Here is a 22,115-nt window from a genome sequence, read left to right on the forward strand (position 1 = left end):
AATGTTACGGCAGAGCTTTTGGCCTTGGTTAATTTTTAAGGGACAAAAGAGGGATTTTAGTGTCAAAACTTAGTTCCTCTACCGTGGTATCCTTAAATAATCGTTGCAAAAGACCATATTCTTTTGAGATCATAACAATAAGATCTGCACTTAGGTTTTTTGCAAAATCCGTTATTCCTTTCGCTACATTTTTTGAGATTATCCTTTGAAAACTTATTGGATTGTGTACTATTTTCGATAGTTGTTGCTGCAGTTGTTTTTGCCGTACCGTTACTTCCTCGAAAATTGGAATTTGCGACTTCGTTACATAGAGCAAATGAATATGTGCCCGTTCAGAACTTATTAGGTTTACCATTCTTTTTAAGGTGTCATCGCTATAGTTAATTTCAAAATCAACTGGGAATATTACTTGACCTAGGCCTTTGAACCCCACTTTGTCCGGAATCACCAATACGTCGCATTCCACCTTGGCAATAACATCGCCGGACCTTGTTCCCATAAAGAATTCCTTGAGTTCAGATGCACCACGGGTACCCATAACGATCAGGTCTATTTCCTTTTCCTTGATATGTTCGCGAATGGTTTTTAAAAAGAAACCGTTCTCACGTATGGTCGTAAATTGATGATGCTTTTTTTTAGACGAAATCGATACTACAAATTTTTCTAGGTCCTGTACTTTTTGACTAACGGCCTTAGGTTCTTTTTCAACAATTATGTTTGTACCAAAATTATAGATAGGCTTTTCGGTAAGGTCCGAACCTTCTATGTTTACATAAAGTAGAAAAAAATGGCAGGAAGTTTCCTTGAACATGTCCAGTGAATATCGAATCGCGTTTTTTGAGTTCTGGGAAAAATCGGTAGGGATCAAGATTTTTTTCATCGGTCTCATATTTTATATTACTATAAAAATAAGGGCGTTACGGACTAAAAAATATGATTTTGGTCAGTTAGGAAAATAATACTTCTACCAATTTAAGTTTTGAATGTCGTATTGAAAATTTGAATTATTTTTTTCTCAGTTTAGGAATGAAATCTAAGCATAGCATTAGCTATGGTTCTATTTTATGACGACAAATGAGGAAAAAAGAAACTGATTTTATGCGACATCTAGAAGTTAAATTGGTATTATTCATGTAGTACCAATAGCGGCACCGTAGTGTGAAAGCTCAACTTTTCAATGGAGGTATCGAACAAAAGTTTTTGAAAAAAGTTCAAGTTTTTAGCTACCATCGTTAACATTTCTATTTGTTTGTTGGCAGCGAAATCTAGAATTGCAGCACTTATGTTTTTATTGGATATGCTATGAAAACTATGGGTTTTAGGGAATGTTTCTCCTAGATAATCCTGCAAGTACGCCTTGTTTACCTCTTGGGGCACTGTAAGCGGGGATTGGCTTTTGGACACGTTCAATACATGTAATTTGGCTTTTGAAATCCGAAGTATTTCGGTAAGTGCTTCTAGGATAGGGTAGGTGTAAAATAGGTTGTAATCTGTTGGAAAGGCAATTCGCTCGGGTATTTTGGCAGCTGCATTTTCTGGTATAACCAATACATTGCAGAGTACTTTTGTTATGACATCGCCCGTATTGCTCCCTACCACGGTCGCTTTAATACCAGAGGCACCCGTGGTACCCATTACAATAAGGTCTACTTTTTTAACTTCTATTGTTTTGCGCATCACATCAATGAAGTTCCCATATTCTTGAAGGGCAATAAAATGATGTTTTTCGGTAGTTTGTAAGGCGTCTATTTTTTTGAACAGTAGCTTCAGTTTTTCTTTTATAGAGGGGCCAATTTTTTCGGTAGGGAATGTAAACGAATTGCTGTTAATGACCGATTCCCTTAAGTCGCCAATATGGAGAATATAAAAATTACAGACCTCGTGCTCAAATAACCTAATGGCGTATTTTAAGGCATTCCAGGAGTTAGCTGAAAAATCTGTGGGTATTAATACATCCTTCATGTACGTGGCTTGATAGACAAAAATAGCTTTATGTACGATCGAACAATATGATATTTATCAGGTAGATGCCTTTGTAATTTAAGTCGTCCGAACCTCTTTAATTTACATACTGCAGCGCTTTTAGTTCCTTTATTCTAATAGTACGACCCTCGATGTCTATAAGCCCTTCTTTTTTAAAAATGGAAAGCGTACGGATAAGGCTTTCTGGTGCAATACCGGCAACACTTGCCAAATCGCTGCGCGATATTTTTATGGGTTCCTCGGTTTCGGTATTCATGATCTGGGCAAACTGCAAGAGTGTTTGTGCCGTTTTCTTGCGTACGGAGCTATAGGCCATCTGCAATAATTGTCCTTTGATAAGGGTAATGTTCTTTGTTAAAAGCTCCATAAGTTCTAAAGAAACATTGTTGTTTTTTTCTAAGATATCCTTTAGGTTTTTTTTGGAAATCCCTGCTAGTTTAACGGATTCCATAGCAGTTGCTGTTTCTAGATAGGGCGTGTTGTTCAGAAAGGAGGTAAAGCCTAAGAAATCATCTGCCCGGTACAGCTCTGTTATCAGCTCTTTACCGTCCGTATCCATACTATGGCCTTTGACAAGCCCTCTTAGGATCAGATAGATTTTATTGGAGCGGGAACCCTCTTCATAAATAATTTCACCTTCATTAAAATCTGTTACCTCCCCGTTGTCGTCAAAAAAATTCTTTAGCTCATGTAAGGTACGCATTTCATCATCTGAAACCTCGGTAGCTTTTGGTTCCTCGCCAATAATTCCACTAAGAAGTGCCGCTCTGGCCAACCTGCTCTCTATGGCGCTGATAAGGTCTTCCTCGTTAAAAGGTTTGGTTAGGTAATCGTCTGCCCCTAGGTCCATGCCTTTTCGGATTTCTTTGTGCTCCGTTTTAGCGGAAAAGAAGATAAAGGGAATCTGTTTGGTTTTTTCATCTGCCGATAAGTTTTCTAGAACACCATACCCGTCGATTACCGGCATCATGATGTCACAGATGATAATATCGGGCAGATGCTCTTTGGCGGCCGTTATACCTATTTTACCATTGGGGGCGGTTATCACGGAATAACCGGAAAGCTCCAAAAGTTCTGCGGTGTTTTCCCGTAAGGCATTATCATCCTCGATCAATAGTATTCTTTTCATTTTTTTAGTTGGTATTACGTTCTATGGGAATACGCACAAAAAAGGTAGAACCTTTGTTTTCCTCGCTTAAGAAGTCAAGGCTGGCCCCTAAGTTTTCTAGGTGCTGCTTTGCAATATTCAAACCTATGCCGGTACCTTGGGTCAAAAGTGCGTTTTTAGCCCTAAAATAGCGATCAAAAATATGTTTTTGGTCGGCTTGGGGTATTCCTATTCCTTCATCTATAATTTTTAGGACTATCTGTTCTTTTTCAACGGTTACCTGTAGATCGATGATAGAATCCTCCAAGGAGTACTTAATAGCATTATGGATCAAATTGGACAAAACTAATTCAAGGGTCTTTTCGTCGAACTGTATCATAAGTTCGTCTATGTTATCCGGATACTGTATCCGTTGTCCGTTTTTTAGCAACATATTGGAGTCGTAAACAACTTCGTTTATAACCTTGCTTAAAGGAAAGCTTTCAATAGCATACGTAACCTTGCCGGATTCTAGACGCTCTACGGAAAGAAAATCGGTTAGGATCGTGTCTAGGTATTTTACTTTGTTTTTAATCGTGGCGACATGCTTGTCACGTTTTTCCTGTTGCTCTGTACGGGTGTATTTTCCCAACAAGGTTATAGAGGTCAAAATACTGCTCAAGGGTGTTTTGAACTCATGGGAAACCAAGGATAGGAAACGGGTCTTAAGTTCGTTTAGTTCCTTTTCTACGGCCAGTGCCTCCGTGAGTTGTAAGGTTCGCTCCTCTACTTTTTTTTCTAGTGTTTCTGTATAATTCTTTCGCTCTGTAATATCTAAAATAATGGCTATAAAGGATTTCTGCTCTCCTATTTTGGAAAGTTGTAGATGTACTTCTACCGGGTAGGAAGAACCATCTTTTCTCTTATGGGTGGTTTCAAAATCAACCTTGCCCATTTCGTCCTTTACCAAGGGTTGTATTAATTTGCGGAATGCAAGCTTATTTAGTTCCGGTTTAATAGCTACGGGCGTCATAGTTCGCAACTCGTTAAGCGTATAACCAATGTTGCGCAGCGCTTCTTTATTTGCATTTTTAAACTTGAACGTTTCTGCATCGAAAATATACATTTCATTCAGCGATTCATCAAAAATACGGGTCCAAAGGCCAAGTTCACCTTCTTTACGTTTACGTTCCGTAATATCTATGATCAAAGCCATTACATAAGTAGCACCGTAAATGTGAAAAGGATTTAGACCTATTTCTACCGGAAACTGTTGTCCGTCTTTACGTACACCAAAAAGATGGCTGTCGTGTTTTATTTGACGTTTTTTGTTCTTTTGTATAAATCCTTTTACGTGCGATCTGTGGGTACTGTGGTGCTTTTTTGGGATGAGGATATCCAAGGATTCCCCGATAAGTTCATGTTTTTTAAACCCGAACATCCCCTCGGCAACACTATTGGAGGCTACAATGGTCTGCGAGGTATTTACCACTATAATACCTTCGGAAACCCCTTCCGAAAGGAGATTGAAAATATTGCTGTTTTTCTCAAATACTCGCATAACTCAAATATAAACTTTTCATAATGATTTCTACCATCTAAACAAGGCTTGTATATCCTAATTCCTGAACTACGCAAAACGACACATTGTTGGTCAAGGAAACACGTAAAATTTAGACTACTATCCTGTAGAAGTAATAGCGATTGTTGAAATCAACGAAAATGTAATCGCACCCTAAATACGCTTGTGCGCTTACTTTGCGCCTTAGGCTACCGAACCTTGTTCTTTAAGTATTATGTAATTGATGAACGGTGGTCGCAATAGTAATACCTATTGATATAGATGAAGTTGGTACGTATTTATTTGGATATGACGACGGTCATTTTTTACTTGCCGCCTTGCGGTTACTTTTACATCTGTATCCATAAAACTAATGAGCAGTTATGAAGGAAATCCGTAAAATATTAATTCCATTTAACTTTTCTAGAGCCGCAAAACGTGCACTGGATTATGCCGTTGATTATGTGGGCAAGGACGAAAACCTACAAATTGTTCTGGCTTATATCTCCGATGATCAAAATTTAGAAAAGCTAAGGGAAGATTTTAAGTTCGTTGAGGAGCAATACCGGGCATTGCTTAAGCATCCTGTAGAATGGGTATCTAAAAGTGGACCATTGACAGAGACACTTATAAGCATTCAAAAAACTAAAGAAATAGACCTGATCGTAATGGGTACTTTCAGTACTTTGGGAGTTTGGGACGATGAACTAAGCAATACTGCAAAAGTAGTTTTAGAAGCAGCATGTCCCGTATTGGTCGTTCCTTATGATTTAGAGAAATTCAGGTTAAAGAATATCGCCCTGGTATTGGGCAAAGAGGAAATAGAGAACACCAAAGTTCTGGATACCCTGCTGAACGTAGCGCGCAAATTCAATGCCAAGGTACATGTTATAACCGTAGAAAATAAACCGGAAACCTACGGCTATTCCCAAATCGATGAAAAGAACGAGAATGCCCTGCAGTACTATCTTGAAAATTTTTATGCCCAGCATATTTTTATCAAAAACCCTGATATTTTGGAAGGAATCTTGACCTATACCAAGGAAAAGAATATTGATATGATTGCGATTCTTCCAAGAAACCATATTTCAAACGGGCAACCCTCCGAAGGTCAGCTCACCCAAAAGTTGACCTTACATTCCAAGATACCTGTTTTGGCAATTGACAAGAGAATTTGATTTATAACAGGTTTTTGATCATTGTGCCTATTGTGGTGGATTTAAGTATACGCATCCAGTTTTTACTACATCTGGTCTACCCCATATTACCAGTTGCCACTTGTAAATTTGACAGGTATTTAATACCGTTTTTATCGCCTTTTTTTGATAACAGCAACGCTAAATTTTTATCGTATGGAAATTGAATCGAAAACACCTAAAAACAATAATCTAACTAGGTATGGATTAGAAAATGTTACCGCCCTTTGGAATTTGGACGGAGAAACCTTACAAGAAATTACAGTAGAAAAGGGGATGGGTACCGAGACCTACAACGGTACTCTTTGCGTCAACACCGGTAAATTTACCGGAAGATCACCAAAGGACCGATTCTTGGTAAAGGACGAATACACAACGGACAAAATTTGGTGGGGGCGTATCAATAAGCCACTGGAACCCGATAACTTTGCTAGACTTTATGATGAGGTTACAACCTACCTTTCCGGTAAAGAGGTGTACGTGCGAGACGCTTACGTGTGCGCGTATCCGGAATATCGAATGAACGTACGTACGATTACCGAATATCCTTGGTCCAATTTTTTTATCAAAAATATGTTCATTGGCTTGGAAGATCATGAAATCGAGGATTTTGAAGAAGAGTGGCTGGTCTTATGTGCCCCGGGTTACGAAGCTAAAAACCCAGAAGAATTCGGGTTAAGAAGTGGTAATTTTTCCATTCTCGATTTTACACGAAAGGTGGCATTGGTCGCCGGTTCTGCCTACACCGGAGAAATGAAGAAAGGCATCTTTTCGGCCTTGAACCTGATACTTCCCGTGGAAAAAAATGTACTGCCCATGCACTGTTCCGCCAATGTGGGAGCAGATGGAGATACAGCTATATTTTTTGGGCTTTCAGGCACTGGAAAAACGACACTTTCTGCCGATCCGGAACGAAAATTGATCGGCGACGACGAACATGGTTGGACCGCTGATAACGTCATCTTCAACTTTGAGGGCGGTTGCTATGCCAAGGTCATTGATCTCACCGAAGAAAAGGAACCTGATATTTATCGCGCTATTCGGCCAGGTGCACTTTTGGAGAATATCGTTTTTAAAGAAGGCACCAAAGAAGTGGATTTTTTCGATAGTTCCATAACACAGAATACGAGGGTAAGTTATCCTATAAAGCATATAGACAATATTGTCCTACCCTCTTTTGCGAAAAATCCAAAGAACGTGTTCTTTCTTACTTGTGATGCTTTCGGCGTACTGCCCCCGGTATCCAAACTAACCCCTGGCCAGGCCGCGTACCATTTTATATCTGGTTATACGGCAAAGGTTGCCGGTACCGAGGCCGGGATCAACGAGCCGGTACCTTCCTTCTCCGCGTGTTTTGGTGATCCTTTTATGCCCTTGCATCCAACCGTATATGCGGAGATGTTAAGTAAGAAAATGACGGAGGCAGGCGTTAATGTTTGGCTCATCAATACAGGGTGGAGTGGAGGTCCGTACGGGGTTGGTTCTCGAATTAAGCTCAAATATACCCGTGCCATGATTTCTTATATCTTGGAAGGGGAGTTGGAAAAAGTGGATTACGAGCAGCATCCTATTTTTGGCTTGCACATGCCTAGGTATTGTCATAATGTACCTACCGAAATGTTGGACCCGATGAACACTTGGCTGCAAAAGGGAGCCTATGTGAGCAAGGCGATACAATTGGCGCATTCGTTTCACCTTAATTTCGATAAATTCATTAATCAGGCTTCGGAAGAAATGATGCACGGTGGTCCGTTGATCGATGCGCATCAGATTATGGACCATAACCTGTAAACTAAAAGTGGAATGAGCCGATTGGATGCTAAAATACCGGAAGGACCATTGCCCCAAAAGTGGAGAGACCATAAAAACCGTCTGAATTTGATAAGTCCGGCCAACAAGCGAAAATTGGACGTTATTGTGGTCGGTACCGGGCTTGCCGGTGGATCGGCCGCGGCCACTTTGGCAGAGTTGGGGTATAACGTAAAAGCGTTCTGCTTCCAGGATTCGCCGCGCAGGGCACACTCGGTTGCCGCGCAAGGTGGTATTAATGCCGCAAAAAATTACCAAGGCGATGGGGATTCTGTTTATCGTTTGTTTTACGATACGATCAAAGGTGGGGATTACCGGTCGCGGGAGGCGAACGTTTATCGCTTGGCCGAGGTTTCTTCCAATATTATAGATCAGTGTGTTGCACAAGGTGTTCCTTTTGCCAGGGAATACGCCGGACTTTTGGACAATCGTTCTTTTGGCGGCGTTAAGGTTTCACGTACATTGTATGCCAAGGGACAAACGGGGCAACAGCTACTGTTAGGGGTATATTCGGCCATGAATCGACAAATTGCCCGCGGTAAAATTCAAATGTTCAATAGGCATGAAATGATGGATGTTGTTTTGGTGAACGGCAAGGCACAAGGTATTATTTCCAGAAATTTGGTTACCGGGGCAATAGACCGCCATGCGGCCCATGCCGTTATTATTGCCTCGGGAGGTTACGGAAATCTTTTTTACCTCTCTACTTATGCCATGGGCAGTAATGCGTCCGCAGCATGGAAGGCACATCGTAAAGGAGCTTTTTTGGCTAATCCCTGTTTCAATCAAATACACCCTACGGCAATTCCTGTGGGAGGCCCCAACCAATCCAAACTTACCCTAATGTCAGAATCATTACGTAACGATGGTCGAATTTGGGTACCCAAAAGTTTGGAAGATGCGAAAGAAATTAGGGAAGGAAGTAAAAAACCCGAAGATCTTTTAGAAGAGGATAGGGATTACTATTTGGAAAGACAGTATCCTGCATTCGGTAATCTCGTACCTAGGGATGTAGCCTCGCGTGCTGCAAAAGAACGTTGTGAAGCAGGATATGGGGTAAACATAACCGGGCAGGCCGTCTTTTTGGATTTTACCTCGGCCATTGAGCGGTTTGGAAGGGAACAGGCACACATTAGAGGATGGCAGCATCCCCAAGCGGCAACCATACAGGGTTTGGGCAAGGAAATAATGAAACGGAAATACGGTAACCTGTTTCAGATGTACCAAAAAATAACAGATCAAAATCCGTATGAAACCCCTATGAAAATATACCCCACCACGCATTATACCATGGGCGGACTTTGGGTGGATTATAATCTGATGACCACCGTTCCCGGACTGTTTGCTATAGGGGAGGCCAATTTTTCCGACCATGGGGCCAATAGGTTGGGGGCATCGGCATTAATGCAAGGCTTGGCAGATGGTTATTTTATTCTTCCCTATACGATCGCAGATTATCTTTCGGCCGAAATTGGTGCCGGAAAAGTGTCCACGGAATCCATTGAATTTGAGAAGGCCGAATCCCAAGTAAAAAAGGGTATCCTTAAATTAATTGATAATAAGGGCAAACACCCGGTAGATTATTTCCATAAAAAGTTGGGTGCCATCATGTGGCGCTATTGTGGTATTAACCGCTACAAGGAGGGTCTGGAAACTGCCATGGATAAAATTGCGCTGCTACGAAATGATTTTTGGGAGAACGTTATTGTACCGGGTACGGCAAACGAATTCAATGAAGAACTGGCCAAAGCAGGACGTTTGGCCGATTTTTTGGAATTAGGCGAGCTGTATGCAAAGGATGCGCTGAGCCGCGAAGAATCCTGTGGCGCATATTACCGTGAAGAACACCGTACCGCGGATGGAGAAGCCATGCGCGATGATGAGAATTTTGCGCATGTGGCAGCGTGGGTATACGGGGGCGCGCCCGGCAAATGGAACTTGCACAAGGAAAAATTGGTGTACGAAAACATAGCAATCAAGCAACGAAGTTATAAATAGGGATAAAACTGAAATTGGAATGAAGCTTAACTTAAAAATATGGCGTCAAAAAAATACGGAAGAAAAAGGAGCCTTGGTCCAATATACTTTGGAAGATGTAAATCCCGATGATTCCTTTTTGGAAATGCTGGACACCCTTAATTATAAGCTCATCCTAAAGGGGGAAAGTCCCGTTGCCTTTGATCATGATTGTCGGGAAGGCATTTGCGGTATGTGTTCCCTTTTTATAAACGGACAGCCGCATGGGCCGGATCGGGGTATCGCAACCTGTCAATTACATATTCGCAGATTTAAGGATGGCGACACCATTTATGTAGAGCCGTTCAGGGCCAAAGCTTTCCCGGTTATTAAGGATTTGGTCGTAGATCGCTCCGCTTTTGATCGTATTCAACAGGCGGGTGGTTTTATCTCGGTGAATACTTCCGGTAATACCCAGGATGCCAATACGATACCTATCAAAAAGTCGATTGCGGAAGCGGCATTCGATGCGGCTACCTGTATTGGTTGTGGTGCCTGTGTGGCGGCCTGTAAAAATGCATCGGCCATGCTGTTCACCGCTGCCAAGATATCCCAATTTTCCCTCTTGCCACAAGGAAGGGTAGAAGCTCAAGGCCGAGTAAGGAGAATGGTAAAACAGATGGATTTGGAAGGTTTTGGAAACTGCACCAATACGGGCGCATGCGAGTTAGAATGTCCAAAAGAAATAAAACTTAAGAACATAGCCCGTATGAACAGCGAGTACCTTAAACACGGATTATGCATTAGTCTTTCATCATGAGGGTGCAAAGCCCATTAAAATCAAGACTTTTGCGATTGAGGCATAGCCATCGTTAAGGTGATTGAGCGAAGTCAGTGTAACGATTGATTTTGCAGGGATTCGCAGCCGTAATAGAATTTGTAGCGCATAATCTGGGTTAAAGTACTTATGTAGTGCAACGGTACTTCGTTTTAGGTATGAATGCATCGTATGTTTGGGTCGATTCCCTTATCCTGTACCGCTGTTCGTACTTGGTTTACTAATGATTTTGATAAAATACCCCTAAAAAAACTCTTTTAAAAAGGGGCGAAATTCATTGTAGACTGATATAAATCATGTGTGTTTTAAGAAATCCGATTTAATTTGGGAATGCTAATCCTCTTAAAAACATACTGTTATGCAAGTCAAGAAAAATCCAGAAGTCGATTTGAACCTTAATAGTGGTCTCTATTTTGTTTTTGGTCTAACGCTTGTGCTTTTCCTAACCTGGAGAGCACTGGAATATAAGACCTATACCAAAGATGATGTAATTGTAGCGTCTATGGACCTTAAAGATGAGATTAAGGAAGAAGTTCCTATGACAGAGCAGGTAAAGACACTTCCGCCACCCCCTCCGCCGGCGGCACCCGAAATAATTCAAATAGCCGAGGATAACGATGATGTTGAGGAAACAATTATAGAAAGCACCGAGTCGGATCAAGAATCCGTTATTGAGGCACCCGTTGCCGTAGATGATATTATAGTCGATGAATTGGAAGAGGAAATATCCGTGCCTTTTGCGGTTATTGAGGACGTACCTATTTTTCCAGGTTGCGAACACCTAAAAAACAGGGATGAACAAAGGGCTTGTTTTCAAAAGAAGATTCAAGAGCATGTGGCCAAGGAGTTTAAATACCCGGATGTTGCGGTAGAAATGGGTATACAGGGCAGGGTGTACGTACAATTTGCCATAAATAATAAAGGATATATTTCCGATATAAGGGTTCGCGGCCCTGATAAAAATTTGGAAATGGAGGCTAGCCGTATCGTTGCAACCATACCAAAAATGACTCCCGGTATGCAACGGGGTAGGGCTGTACGGGTGCCTTATAGTATTCCTATCAACTTTAAGCTGGAGTAACCGGGAACAGGATCGGTTATGGGCTTTCCTTATTGTTTTAAAAGTGGTTTCACTTGCGGTATTGCCTTGCTTCGACAGAGTTATGAAGATTTTTATAAATTTTAAGCTCTAGTTAAAAACAGCGTTGATTTACCAAATCCATAAACGTACCGTTTAAAAGCGGTCGCTAATGTTCGAATCCCTGTGGGCTATGGGTCGCTTGCCCATTGTTCTTGATAGGCACTCCTTTTTTTTTGAACAAACTGTTCCCATTATGGTTCCTTCCCCTGCAAAGTGGAAGGAACACAGACCGAAAATGAAAGTGTATAGCGATAATTTCAAAAGGTTCTATTTTGCTTAGCACAACATAAAGCTGTCAACGCAAAATTAAACTACAGCCAAATTTTATTAAATAAAATGTAACTAATCAAAAAAATGCCCCGATAATGGAGAAAAAGCAAGGGCTGCAAGTTGGTTTTCAATAATCCATTTAAAAACAAGTCCTGCGAACCTGGACAAAAGAGTCAAGACTTAAAAACACGATGAGTACTTTAGTATTGTCTCGGAGACCAAAGAGCTGATCAAGGCTAACATAATTAGTTTGCCATTGTAATATGACGAACATAATCGAGAGGAAAAAATTCAAGATTAGGCGATCTCTTTTTCCAGTAGTTTTTCATTTTCCAATAGCGAATCCTTTTCTCCATAGAGCAATTCTGCAACTGAAATTAAATTTTTGATAATGTCGTTCAAGTTATCTTTATCGTTGACCAAAGAAGAGGCCATTTCTGCGTTTATGAGGTCTTTTCTAATTAGCGTATTTATAGATTTGTCTGTTCGATACTTTCCTTCCTTAGCTTCGTTTCTGAGTATTAAAAGCTTTGAAAAATACAATTCTTTGTCCTCTTGGGTTCTAAACAGATAAATGACCCGCAATACCTTAACGATTTTTTTTCGAAACTTATCGTATTCCTTTTCCATATACGTATTGTCCGACTGTAGATATCGAGATACGTTTCTGCCCAATTCCCGAACCGCTTTTATGATTTCCACCATTTTACGATTTGCAATTATGAGCTCCGAAATCCTATTGTTCATAATTTCGCCCATCTTTAATTTACTTTGGGCCGTAGTTGCATATCGTATGATTTCTCCATAAATCGTCTTTACTTTACTATAATACAAATTCCTAACATCGGTATTAAAATTATTTTTTGACTTTTTGACAACTTCCTTTGCTTTTAAGTTAGATTTGATATCCTGTCTATGAATATTTAATGCATGCGTGACTATTTCAAAAATTGCATTTTCGTATAGATACTTGGATTCGTTGGCTAAAGCCAATACCACAGTACTCGGAAACTCCAAAACACTTTCGTTAAGATATTTGGGAATTTCTATTCCTTTATCCTCTTTCTCCTTAAAAAAGCGTAGTAAGAAGCTCTCGGTCGTTTTTATCAGCGGAATCATTATTAATACACCCAAGGCATTAAAAATAGAATGGAACATTGCGAGTTTCAAAGTAAAATCATCTGCTGAAATACCTGCGAGAGCAGAAAGGTAGTCTACTAGGTCTGCAAGGGGAAATATGATGGCCAAGGCGACCACTCCGGTTATCAAATTAAATATTAAATGTGCCCCGGCCAGTCGTTTGCCCGCAATATTGGAGCCAATAGATCCCAATACCGCCGTAATCGTTGTGCCAATATTGGCCCCAATGGCGAGTGCTAGCGCGTTCTCATATTCAATTTGACCAGCGGCCAAGGCAGTCAATATTAAAGCTACGGTAGCACTACTGGATTGTAAAACGGTAGTTATGACAACCCCGATCCCGGTATAAACAACAATTCCGAAAAAGCCCGGAATAGCGTACTGGGTAAGGTCTATATACTCCTTAAATACATCAAAACCTTCTTTCATAAAGTGTATTCCCAAAAAGAAGAATCCCAACCCGGCAAGGACATTGCCAATTCCTTTTAAAGAGATTTTTTTTTGTAAGGAAAAAACAATTCCGAAAACAAGCATAGGCATTGCCAAAGCCGAAATTTCGATTTTTAAACCAAAGGCAGCAACGAGCCAAGCTGTTGCTGTGGTCCCAATATTTGCACCAAAAATCAACCCCATTCCGCCACTTAGACTTATCAATCCAGCACTCATAAATGAAATTGCGATGACCGATACCAAGGAGCTCGATTGGATAAGGGCGGTAACCACTGCTCCGGCAGCGATGCTTTTGTACAGTTTGTCGGTCGCTTTTTTTAATATGTTTTGGAGCGGTCCCTTAGTGAATACTTTAAATCCTTCTTCTAGCATAATCATGCCAAATAACAAGATGGCTACCCCCGCTGTAATCGTTTTGAAATTTGGGTTAATGAACAAAATAATCCCAAGTAGAATTAGACACGTATAAAAAAACATTCTTTTTATCATAGCGTGAATAATTTGAATGATGGAAATGGCTTTATTAGGAACACGTTACTATTGCTTATTTAAAATAAATATAATGTAAATTAATTGCAAATACCTAAAAGGCTTTTTCCTGGACAAACATATTTTCCATGGCTAAAGTTTAATAGTATTTTACCTCACGGTACACCCTTAAAATTTGATTTATTGGTAAGTTGAACGTTAAAACCCTAATCCTTAATTTGGGTGTATTGCTCCTGATAGATATCGGTATTCGTTTCTTTAGGTAGTCTATTAACAAGAAGGTGGCTTGTTTAGGTATTCTTAACAGTTAAAGCTCGTAATTTGATTGTCCTATGTATGTAACGTAATGGCCGCTATAAACTTGGTGTATTTCGAAAAACGTAATGGTGGTAAAAGTTGAACACCGTTTTACAACTAAATCTGAGAACTTAGATTGAGTTCTTTGAATTTTTTGGCTGTAGCTGTCTTTGATAATTTGACTTAGGCACTTAGCTAATACATGTTAAGCCCTACGATTATTGGATTTCGGTAATTTATTAAGCTTGCCTTACCAACATACCTGTTAAATTTTGGCTTACGGTTTTATCATGTATGCATATTTTTGCTCCCCTCTTTAGAAAAGAGGGGCGGCAGCTTTGCTGACGGGGAGATATGACCGCAAAATTGCCCACGTATGGGGCGTCACCGCATAATCCAGGGAAATTTGGTGTCTTCTTTAAGCTTGGCGTCGGTAACGGCATGCATGTCAAGAACCAAGCTGGCGTGAACAAGTTTGCGGGTCAAACTTTCCGTCCACCTTTGGCGGACACCTGTGCCTTCCTCTCACTCAAACTTCGTTCGTCGGAGGCAGGGATCTCAAGAGAGGAGTCTTTAACGCTCTTTCCCATGAAAACATGGAACGGCCCTGAGCTTGGAAATCGGGCAACTAAATGACATTGGGCATAGCCTATTCTTAATAAACAGTATTGATTAAGTGCCTAAGTCAATTGTTAATGTAATAATCTCAACAGAAATGTTTTCGAGTGAGGTTTTGATAGTGGGCGAGCATTGAATAATTGCGGCTGGTAAACAATTAGATGTATATAGTCTACCGGAATTTGGGTGCAGGGGTCTTGAATAAAAGACTAGGACCTCTTGTATCTTAATGCTATGGCGTATGGCATTAATAGGGATGAAACTACCCTACCCGTCCCACTTTGGGGCGGGGTGAGGCAGCGTATAATCAATTTAAGTTTTGACCGGTGGTGCCAAATGAAACTGAAGTAATAGCCTTACGGTTCGCCCCAGACATTTTAGCTTCAATTTTACATGTTAGGTCCAAAATCAACTCACAATGGCAAGTGGTGCCGTATCCTTCCAAGATCCCCTTGTAAAATCCGGGAATTCCTGCGGAGCTCCATGGGTTGTAACTGATGCCTCGCTTAACGGTGTAACCGCGCTCCAAAGGCAACCTTCGTATACATTTTGGTCCAAAGGCTCTCCCTTGCGTAGGCATTCTACAATGCGGTAGAGCATCATAAAATCCATACCTCCATGACCACCCATTTGTTTGGCCAGTGCCCCCATGCGCTTGTATAAAGGGTGTTCGTACTTTTCATAAATCTTTTCCATTCCTTCGCCCTCTGCCCATTGGTGGTGGTTTTCCGTAACCCCTTCAATGCCGCCTTCCAACGCTACTCTTGTAGGGAAGCCCGCCAGGGTACCTTTGGTTCCCTGAATTAGATTATGTCTAGAATAGGGCCTTGGGCTGGTCTCGTCCCATTGTACCATAATGGTACGTCCCATTTGGGTTTTTATGATCGATGTATTTATATCCCCGCCTTTGTAATCCAAGGCATTCCATTTATGATCGGCCGGATAGTTTTTTTCAGCATAGAGCTGGCGTCCCTTTGCGGGGGATGAAAAGGAGTTCATAAATTTGAACGTATCATCTCCCCGACCTATATTCATGTACTGTGCAACAGGGCCAAGGCCATGGGTGGGATAAAGATTTCCGTTTCTGTGGGCATAATGGGGAGTTCGCCAAGATCCTGTTCCACGCTCCACCTCGTTCATCTGGAAACGTAACTCATGTATATAGGAAGCTTCTCCATGAAGCAGTTCCCCGATCACACCCTGCCTGCACATATTTAGATAGAGGAGCTCCTCGCGGCCGTAATTCACGTTCTCCATCATCATACAGTGTTTTTTGGTCTTTTCGGAAACATCAACGATTTCCCACATTTCGGCCAAGGTTAGCGCCAAGGGAACTTCTACAAAGGCATGGGCACCGGCGTTCATGGCTCCAATAGCCATGGGTGCATGTAGTTTCCATGGTGTGGCAATGATTACGGCATCCGGTCTTTCTTCTTCCAGCATCTTTTTCCAGTCGTTCTCGCCAGCTGTATAAAGTTTTATTTTTTTGTGCCTTTGCCCTTTGCCTTGTTCCTTGCACTCTTTTTCCGCTTTTTGGGCTAAATCTTCGTACAGATCGGATATGGCCACAATCTCGGTACCTTCTATGGCCGCGATTTGCTTTGCATGACCCGATCCTCGAGCCCCCACACCTATAATTGCGAAACGTACGGTATCTAGTTTTTCAGCGGCAAAATCTCCCATGTAAGTGGCGCTAGAGATCCGATTTTGAGAAAACAAATTTGTATTGGCAATACTTGGAGTCATGGCAAGTCCTGCACCTGCCAAGGATGTTCTTTTTAGAAAATTTCTTCGGTTCGAATTCATGTGATGTAATTTATTTTAAGAAATTATATGTTTTTTGTCACGTTGGCGTTCTTTTGAACGCATCAGTTTAGTCAATTTCATTGTTATGTAAAATTCCTTATTCTAAATAATTTGTGAAATTTCATCAATTATCTTTAAACATTATCTAAATATAATATTTTTTAGTGCAAACTTTCCAAGTCTTAAACAAAATAGTATATGTAAAAATTATTATATTCGAATTGAGGTATAATTAAAGGTTAGGTTACCAAAAGATAGGTAAGACAATTTTTGATTTGTCACTTTTATAAAAGCATTTCGCTCAATATTACTGTAACGTAAGTTGAGGTGAACATATAGGTTTTACCATTGTTTTTTCGTTTTTAATGGTTTGAATAGTAGGAAGTGATAAAATTTTGTGTGTTAAAGGTTAAGGTCCTCAGCGGACATGGATTATGTGAAATGGAATTTAAGGCTACAAAGGAATGGTTTTTTGTAAAACGGAAAACTGTTTTGCCTGCATGTAATTTATCAAAAAATAAATAAAATATCTAATCAACCAGAATACTTGGTGTAGACAATGAAATCATGAAAAAAAAAGATAGTGTATCGGTATCAGGTACCGATAGAAGGGGCTTTATAAAAAAGGCTGGAGCCGCAACACTTTTTAGTGCGACAACTTTAAACGCAGGGTTTGCAAATTCGTTCCTAACAAAGAACAAAGTACTCAAGGTTGGATTGGTGGGCTGCGGGGGTCGCGGTACCGGTGCCGCTGTACAGGCGTTAAGAGCAGACCCGGATACGGTTTTGCATGCTATGGCAGACGCTTTTGAAGATCGATTGACCAGCTCATTGGAACTATTGAAAAAAGCACATGGGCAGCGCGCAGAGGTTAAAAAGAATAGACAGTTCGTTGGATTCGATGCTTATCAAAAATTAATTGATTCTGGTGTTGATGTGGTGCTTCTGGCGGCACCACCGGGTTTTAGGCCACAACACTTTGCCGCGGCTATAGAGGCAGGTAAGCACGTTTTTTATGAAAAACCGGTGGCTGTCGATGCACCCGGTATAAGAAAGGTATTGGAAGCTGCAAAAAAGGCAAAGGACAAAAATCTATCCATTGTTTCGGGTCTGTGTTTTAGATATGACTTGCAGAAACAAGCCCTTTTTGGAAAGGTATTGAATGGTGATATTGGAGAAATAAAGTCCATTAGCTCTATTAGAAACGGAGGGGAACTTTGGTACAAAGAACGCCAACCGGATTGGAACGATATGCAGTATAAAATGCGCAATTGGTATTATTATAATTGGCTCAGTGGCGATTTTATTGTAGAAATGTTCGTTCACAGTACAGATATGATCTCATGGGCCATGGGAGAGAGAATGCCGCTAAGTGCTACAGGAGTTGGGGGAAGGCAGTGGCGTACCGAGGAAAAGTATGGTAATATTTACGATCATTTTGCCGTAGAATTCGATTATGGAGGCGGTTTAAAGGGCAATGTAACCACAAGACAACTAAAGGGCGGTTCGTCCAGAAATTCTGTTGAGATTGCCGGATCAAAAGGAAATGCTTTGTATGAAGGTGACAGACATGAAATTTGGGGTGCCAAAACCTGGAAGTACGAGGGCGAAAAGAACGATATGTACCAGTCCGAACAGGATGCCTTTTTTAAATCCATTCGTGAAGAAAACCCCTTGAATGACGCTGAAAGGGCTGCAAATAGTACATTGATGGCAATACTAAGTAGGGATGTGGCCTATTCGGGGCAGACCATAACTTGGGATGAGGCAATGAATTCGAACGTTTTTCTAGGCCCCAAAGATGATGAATACAGTTGGGACTTACAATTTGATGGTACAGGTATTCCTATTCCAGGTATTACTAAAATGATTTAAGTACAGGTGTTGAACAATACATGATTTCTTGTAATCATTGAAATATCCCTAACTTAAACTTAGACTTAGAATAAATAAATATAATTATCTGACAGACAGAGTGTTGTGATAAGTTTTTTAAATGTACGAATATGAATAGAAATATCATTTGGAGAAAAATCATCTTTTTGGCTTTAATAGCAGCAGTGTTGAATTCTTACGATATCAATGCCCAGCATGAAGCATTTGAATTTGAATTTGGAAGCGAGAATACCTTGGATAATTTAGTTTATGGAAAATCTAACGAGGCATCTACCATTAAATGGGTAAATGTGAATACCGTAAAAGAAGGATGGACCGTTCGTCCTGATGGCGTACTGGTAAATTTAGGTCTTCCTATTGGTGTGGTACGTTCGGAGAAACAATATGAGAACTTTATTTTAAAGGTAGAGTGGCGCCACATGGAATCTGGCGGTAATTCAGGTGTTTTTGCCTGGAGCAATGCAGACCCAAAAGGGGACTCACCGTTGCCAGATGGTGTAGAGATACAAATGCTAGAATTGGATTGGGTAAACATAAACGCCAAAGACGGTGTTAAACCTCCTATAGCTTACGTTCATGGAGAAGTTTGGGGTGTAGGGGGAGTAGTGACTGTCCCGGATAACCCAAGGGGTGAACGAAGTAAATCCGTAGAGAACAGATGTAAGGGCAAGGGAGAATGGAATACCTATCACGTGGTTTGTGTAGATGGCGTCATTAAACTTTCGGTTAACGGTAAGTTTGTAAACGGAATTTCCAAATCTACTCAAAAAAAGGGATACTTATGTCTTGAATCCGAGGGAGCGGAAATACATTTCAGGAATTTGGAAATAATAGAACTTCCGCCAGGCGTCACCTCTGCCGAACAAATTGCCCCTTTACTTGATCAATAGGGAAAAATAATAGTAAAAATCATCTTTCTTTAATGGAACTAGGGTTCCTTTTATAGAGATTATTCAATTATGACTTTTTATAGAAGCTATGCGTTACTTTTTATCTGTTTTCTTAGTAATGGGGATTAATTATTTCTGGATGGATACTGCGGATTTCCAAAAAGGGAGAACCTTTAAATTTGAGCCCTATTCAGAGAGCATTCCGGGCTCGGATATTCAAATAGAAATGGTTCCCATAAACGGCGGAACCTATTTAATGGGAAGTCCCGCTAACGAAGCGGGCAGGGATAGTGATGAAGGACCTCAAAAGCAGGTTAAGATTAATTCGTTTTGGATGGGTGCCTATGAAATATCTTGGGAGCAGTACAGCCTGTTCCTTGATGAAAGTCCAGAGAAAATCAAGGCTAGGGAGGTCATATTGAAAGATGGGTCAAAACATCTGGTAGACGGAGTATCTACTGCAACTCCTATGTACATAGACATGAGCTTTGGTATGGGGAGAAAAGGGTTCCCTGCGGTAAATATGACACAATATGCCGCAATGATGTATGCGCGATGGCTGTATACCAAAACAGGACATTTTTATCGATTGCCTACGGAAGCGGAGTGGGAGTACGCCTGTAGGGCGGGATCTGTTACTGCGTATCATTTTGGAAATGACCCAAAGGAACTAAGTACTTATGCCTGGTTTCAAGAGAACGCTGAAAAAGGGTACGGTAGGGTAGGCACGAAGGCTCCAAATGCTTTTGGTCTATATGATATGCATGGAAATGTAGCGGAATGGACAGCTGATCAATATACGGGTAATTACTTTAATAAATTAAGCGGTAGTCCGGCGGACAACCCTTATCTAAAACCAACAACATTATACCCCCGTGCAGTAAGAGGAGGTTCGTGGATGGACACGGCTAAGGATCTCCGGTCCGCGAGTCGTCTCGCCTCTTCAAATAAGTGGAAAATACGTGACCCCCAAATGCCCAAAAGTATCTGGTGGTTAACGGAGGCTCCTTTTGTTGGTTTTAGGCTTGTTAGGCCAAAGGAAACTCCGTCCAAGGAAGAAATTGATAAATATTGGATTCAAGCTATGGACGATTTTTAAAAAGCACCTATTTATCCAAAGAGCAAAATGTAGCGCTGTTCGATCAGGATAGAGTTTGCCATAACTTAATTAATCAATTGCACTACCGTTTTACAAAAGCAATTGGGTTTGCTTATTGGTCAATAGCAATGTTTTACTATAAAGGAATAGCAGTTTATAGTAATGCTAATAGGGTAAATGTTAATATGTAGTAGCATGGAAGGAATTGTCACTTATTTTGGGAAAAACATCAGTGTATTGAGGTGTTTTTTGCAAATAGCGAATAATAAAAATCACTAGCAAACTAATCAAAATGAATAATTCCATCAGACTTCATTTATCCGTATTGATGCTGTTGGAGTATTTTATTTGGGGTGCTTGGTATGTTACCATGGGTACTTACTTGTTGTCCTCATTGGAGGTCGATCCAACACAGGTAGGGGCGGCATACGCAAACCTTTCAATTGCCGCGATTATTTCTCCTTTTTTTGTGGGACTTATTGCCGATAGATTCTTCTCCGCCCAAAAAGTATTGGGGTTTTTACATTTATTGGGAGCGGTAACCTTGTATTATATAAGTACTGTTTCCCATTTTCAAGACTTCTGGTGGTTGATCCTGCTTTATACCTTATTATATATGCCAACGATTTCTTTGGCCAATTCCATTTCTTTTTCCCAAATGAAGGAGCCTGGTAAAGAATTTCCAAGAATCAGGGTTTTTGGTACCATCGGGTGGATACTTGCTGGACTTTTTGTAGGTTTTATGGAATTGGAATCCTCTTATATGACCTTCCGTATTGCCGCATATTGTTCTGTTGTTCTAGGTGTTTTAAGTTTTTTTTTGCCAAGTATACCTCCTTCGGGAAAAAGTGCCAGTCTTTCTTCAATATTAGGTTTGGATGCCTTGGTGCTTTTCAAAGAAAGGTCTTTTGTCGTATTCTTTTTAAGCTCCGTCATCATTTGTATTCCCTTAGCCTTTTATTACAATTTCGCTAATCCTTTTCTAAATGATTTAGGAATGGTCAATGCTGCGGGTAAAATGACAATGGGTCAGGTATCGGAACTTCTCTTTATGGTATTAATGCCCTTTGCGTTTAGAAGACTGGGTATAAAAAAAATGATGCTAATTGGTATGTTTGCTTGGGCGCTGCGCTACCTTTTGTTTGGATATGGAAATATAGGTTCCGGAATTTGGATGTTGTATCTTGGAATACTTCTACATGGTATTTGTTATGACTTCTTTTTTGTATCTGGACAAATCTATATAGACAAAAAAGCGAAGCCGGCATTTAGAAATGCAGCACAAGGGCTAATTACATTTGCTACCTATGGTGTGGGTATGTTTATAGGTTCCTTTGTTTCAGGGGCCGTTACCGAGAATTACCTTATTGATATAGATGGTTTGGCAAGTTATCAATGGGAATCAATTTGGTTGGTTCCGGCACTAATTTCAGCCTTGGTGGCTTTATTGTTCCTATTTTTCTTTAAGGAAAGGATTTTCCCTTCCAGTAAAGCAGGTAAGGGGCTTAGAAATCACGCAAGAAGACAATAGCATCGAATAACCAAAAAATTGAACCATAGTATTGGATTTAGAACCAACCCGTAGTGTT

At 40.6% G+C, this 22,115-nt stretch carries 15 protein-coding genes; 9 read left to right on the forward strand and 6 right to left on the reverse strand.

Features of this window, described 5'->3' with window-relative positions:
• Positions 1–28 precede the first annotated feature (28 nt).
• The 4 genes from ACFQZJ_RS07165 to ACFQZJ_RS07180 form a co-directional block, all read right to left on the reverse strand.
• A complete protein-coding gene (locus tag ACFQZJ_RS07165) occupies positions 29–880 on the reverse strand; it encodes a universal stress protein (protein ID WP_379933416.1) in 852 nt (283 codons plus the stop codon).
• Between the two features lie 245 nt (positions 881–1,125).
• Positions 1,126–1,962 (reverse strand): universal stress protein, encoded by an 837-nt coding sequence (locus ACFQZJ_RS07170; protein ID WP_379933418.1) that lies wholly within the window; start codon positions 1,960–1,962, stop codon positions 1,126–1,128.
• 97 nt (positions 1,963–2,059) lie between these two features.
• Positions 2,060–3,112: a response regulator gene (locus ACFQZJ_RS07175; RefSeq protein ID WP_379933420.1), complete on the reverse strand. Its 1,053-nt coding sequence runs from the start codon at positions 3,110–3,112 to the stop codon at positions 2,060–2,062.
• A 4-nt stretch (positions 3,113–3,116) separates the two neighbouring features.
• On the reverse strand, positions 3,117–4,631 hold the full coding sequence (locus ACFQZJ_RS07180; RefSeq protein ID WP_379933422.1) for a sensor histidine kinase: 1,515 nt from the start codon (positions 4,629–4,631) through the stop codon (positions 3,117–3,119).
• A gap of 383 nt (positions 4,632–5,014) precedes the next feature.
• Here ACFQZJ_RS07180 and ACFQZJ_RS07185 point away from each other — a divergent pair, with 383 nt between their 5' ends.
• The 5 genes from ACFQZJ_RS07185 (at position 5,015) to ACFQZJ_RS07205 (ending at position 11,511) form a co-directional block, all read left to right on the forward strand.
• Positions 5,015–5,809 (forward strand): universal stress protein, encoded by a 795-nt coding sequence (locus ACFQZJ_RS07185; protein ID WP_379933424.1) that lies wholly within the window; start codon positions 5,015–5,017, stop codon positions 5,807–5,809.
• Positions 5,810–5,983: 174 nt separating this feature from the next.
• The gene (gene pckA, locus ACFQZJ_RS07190) at positions 5,984–7,618 is read left to right on the forward strand and encodes a phosphoenolpyruvate carboxykinase (ATP) (RefSeq protein ID WP_379933425.1); all 1,635 of its coding nucleotides are present in this window, start codon (positions 5,984–5,986) and stop codon (positions 7,616–7,618) included.
• 12 nt (positions 7,619–7,630) lie between these two features.
• Entirely contained in the window at positions 7,631–9,634 is a 2,004-nt protein-coding gene (locus ACFQZJ_RS07195; RefSeq protein ID WP_379933427.1) for a fumarate reductase/succinate dehydrogenase flavoprotein subunit, read from the forward strand.
• A gap of 19 nt (positions 9,635–9,653) precedes the next feature.
• On the forward strand, positions 9,654–10,412 hold the full coding sequence (locus ACFQZJ_RS07200; RefSeq protein WP_379933428.1) for a succinate dehydrogenase/fumarate reductase iron-sulfur subunit: 759 nt from the start codon (positions 9,654–9,656) through the stop codon (positions 10,410–10,412).
• Positions 10,413–10,788: 376 nt separating this feature from the next.
• Positions 10,789–11,511: an energy transducer TonB gene (locus ACFQZJ_RS07205; RefSeq protein ID WP_379933430.1), complete on the forward strand. Its 723-nt coding sequence runs from the start codon at positions 10,789–10,791 to the stop codon at positions 11,509–11,511.
• A 627-nt stretch (positions 11,512–12,138) separates the two neighbouring features.
• Here ACFQZJ_RS07205 and ACFQZJ_RS07210 read toward each other — a convergent pair.
• Both ACFQZJ_RS07210 and ACFQZJ_RS07215 read right to left on the reverse strand, forming a co-directional pair.
• Positions 12,139–13,920, reverse strand: coding sequence for a Na/Pi cotransporter family protein (locus tag ACFQZJ_RS07210; RefSeq protein WP_379933432.1), 1,782 nt, complete (start codon positions 13,918–13,920; stop codon positions 12,139–12,141).
• Between the two features lie 1,323 nt (positions 13,921–15,243).
• Positions 15,244–16,641, reverse strand: coding sequence for a Gfo/Idh/MocA family protein (locus tag ACFQZJ_RS07215; protein WP_379933433.1), 1,398 nt, complete (start codon positions 16,639–16,641; stop codon positions 15,244–15,246).
• Between the two features lie 567 nt (positions 16,642–17,208).
• Between ACFQZJ_RS07215 and ACFQZJ_RS07220 the strand changes: the two genes are divergently transcribed.
• The 4 genes from ACFQZJ_RS07220 to ACFQZJ_RS07235 all read left to right on the forward strand — a co-directional run bounded on the left by ACFQZJ_RS07220 (position 17,209) and on the right by ACFQZJ_RS07235 (position 22,057).
• Positions 17,209–18,516, forward strand: coding sequence for a Gfo/Idh/MocA family protein (locus ACFQZJ_RS07220; RefSeq protein ID WP_379933435.1), 1,308 nt, complete (start codon positions 17,209–17,211; stop codon positions 18,514–18,516).
• 131 nt (positions 18,517–18,647) lie between these two features.
• Positions 18,648–19,427 (forward strand): 3-keto-disaccharide hydrolase, encoded by a 780-nt coding sequence (locus ACFQZJ_RS07225; RefSeq protein WP_379933437.1) that lies wholly within the window; start codon positions 18,648–18,650, stop codon positions 19,425–19,427.
• Between the two features lie 139 nt (positions 19,428–19,566).
• Positions 19,567–20,526, forward strand: coding sequence for a formylglycine-generating enzyme family protein (locus ACFQZJ_RS07230; protein ID WP_379933439.1), 960 nt, complete (start codon positions 19,567–19,569; stop codon positions 20,524–20,526).
• A gap of 292 nt (positions 20,527–20,818) precedes the next feature.
• Positions 20,819–22,057: a nucleoside permease gene (locus ACFQZJ_RS07235; RefSeq protein WP_379933441.1), complete on the forward strand. Its 1,239-nt coding sequence runs from the start codon at positions 20,819–20,821 to the stop codon at positions 22,055–22,057.
• Positions 22,058–22,115 lie beyond the last annotated feature (58 nt).

Origin of the sequence: Maribacter chungangensis (assembly GCF_042676845.1) — a bacterium.
Taxonomy (GTDB): domain Bacteria; phylum Bacteroidota; class Bacteroidia; order Flavobacteriales; family Flavobacteriaceae; genus Maribacter; species Maribacter chungangensis.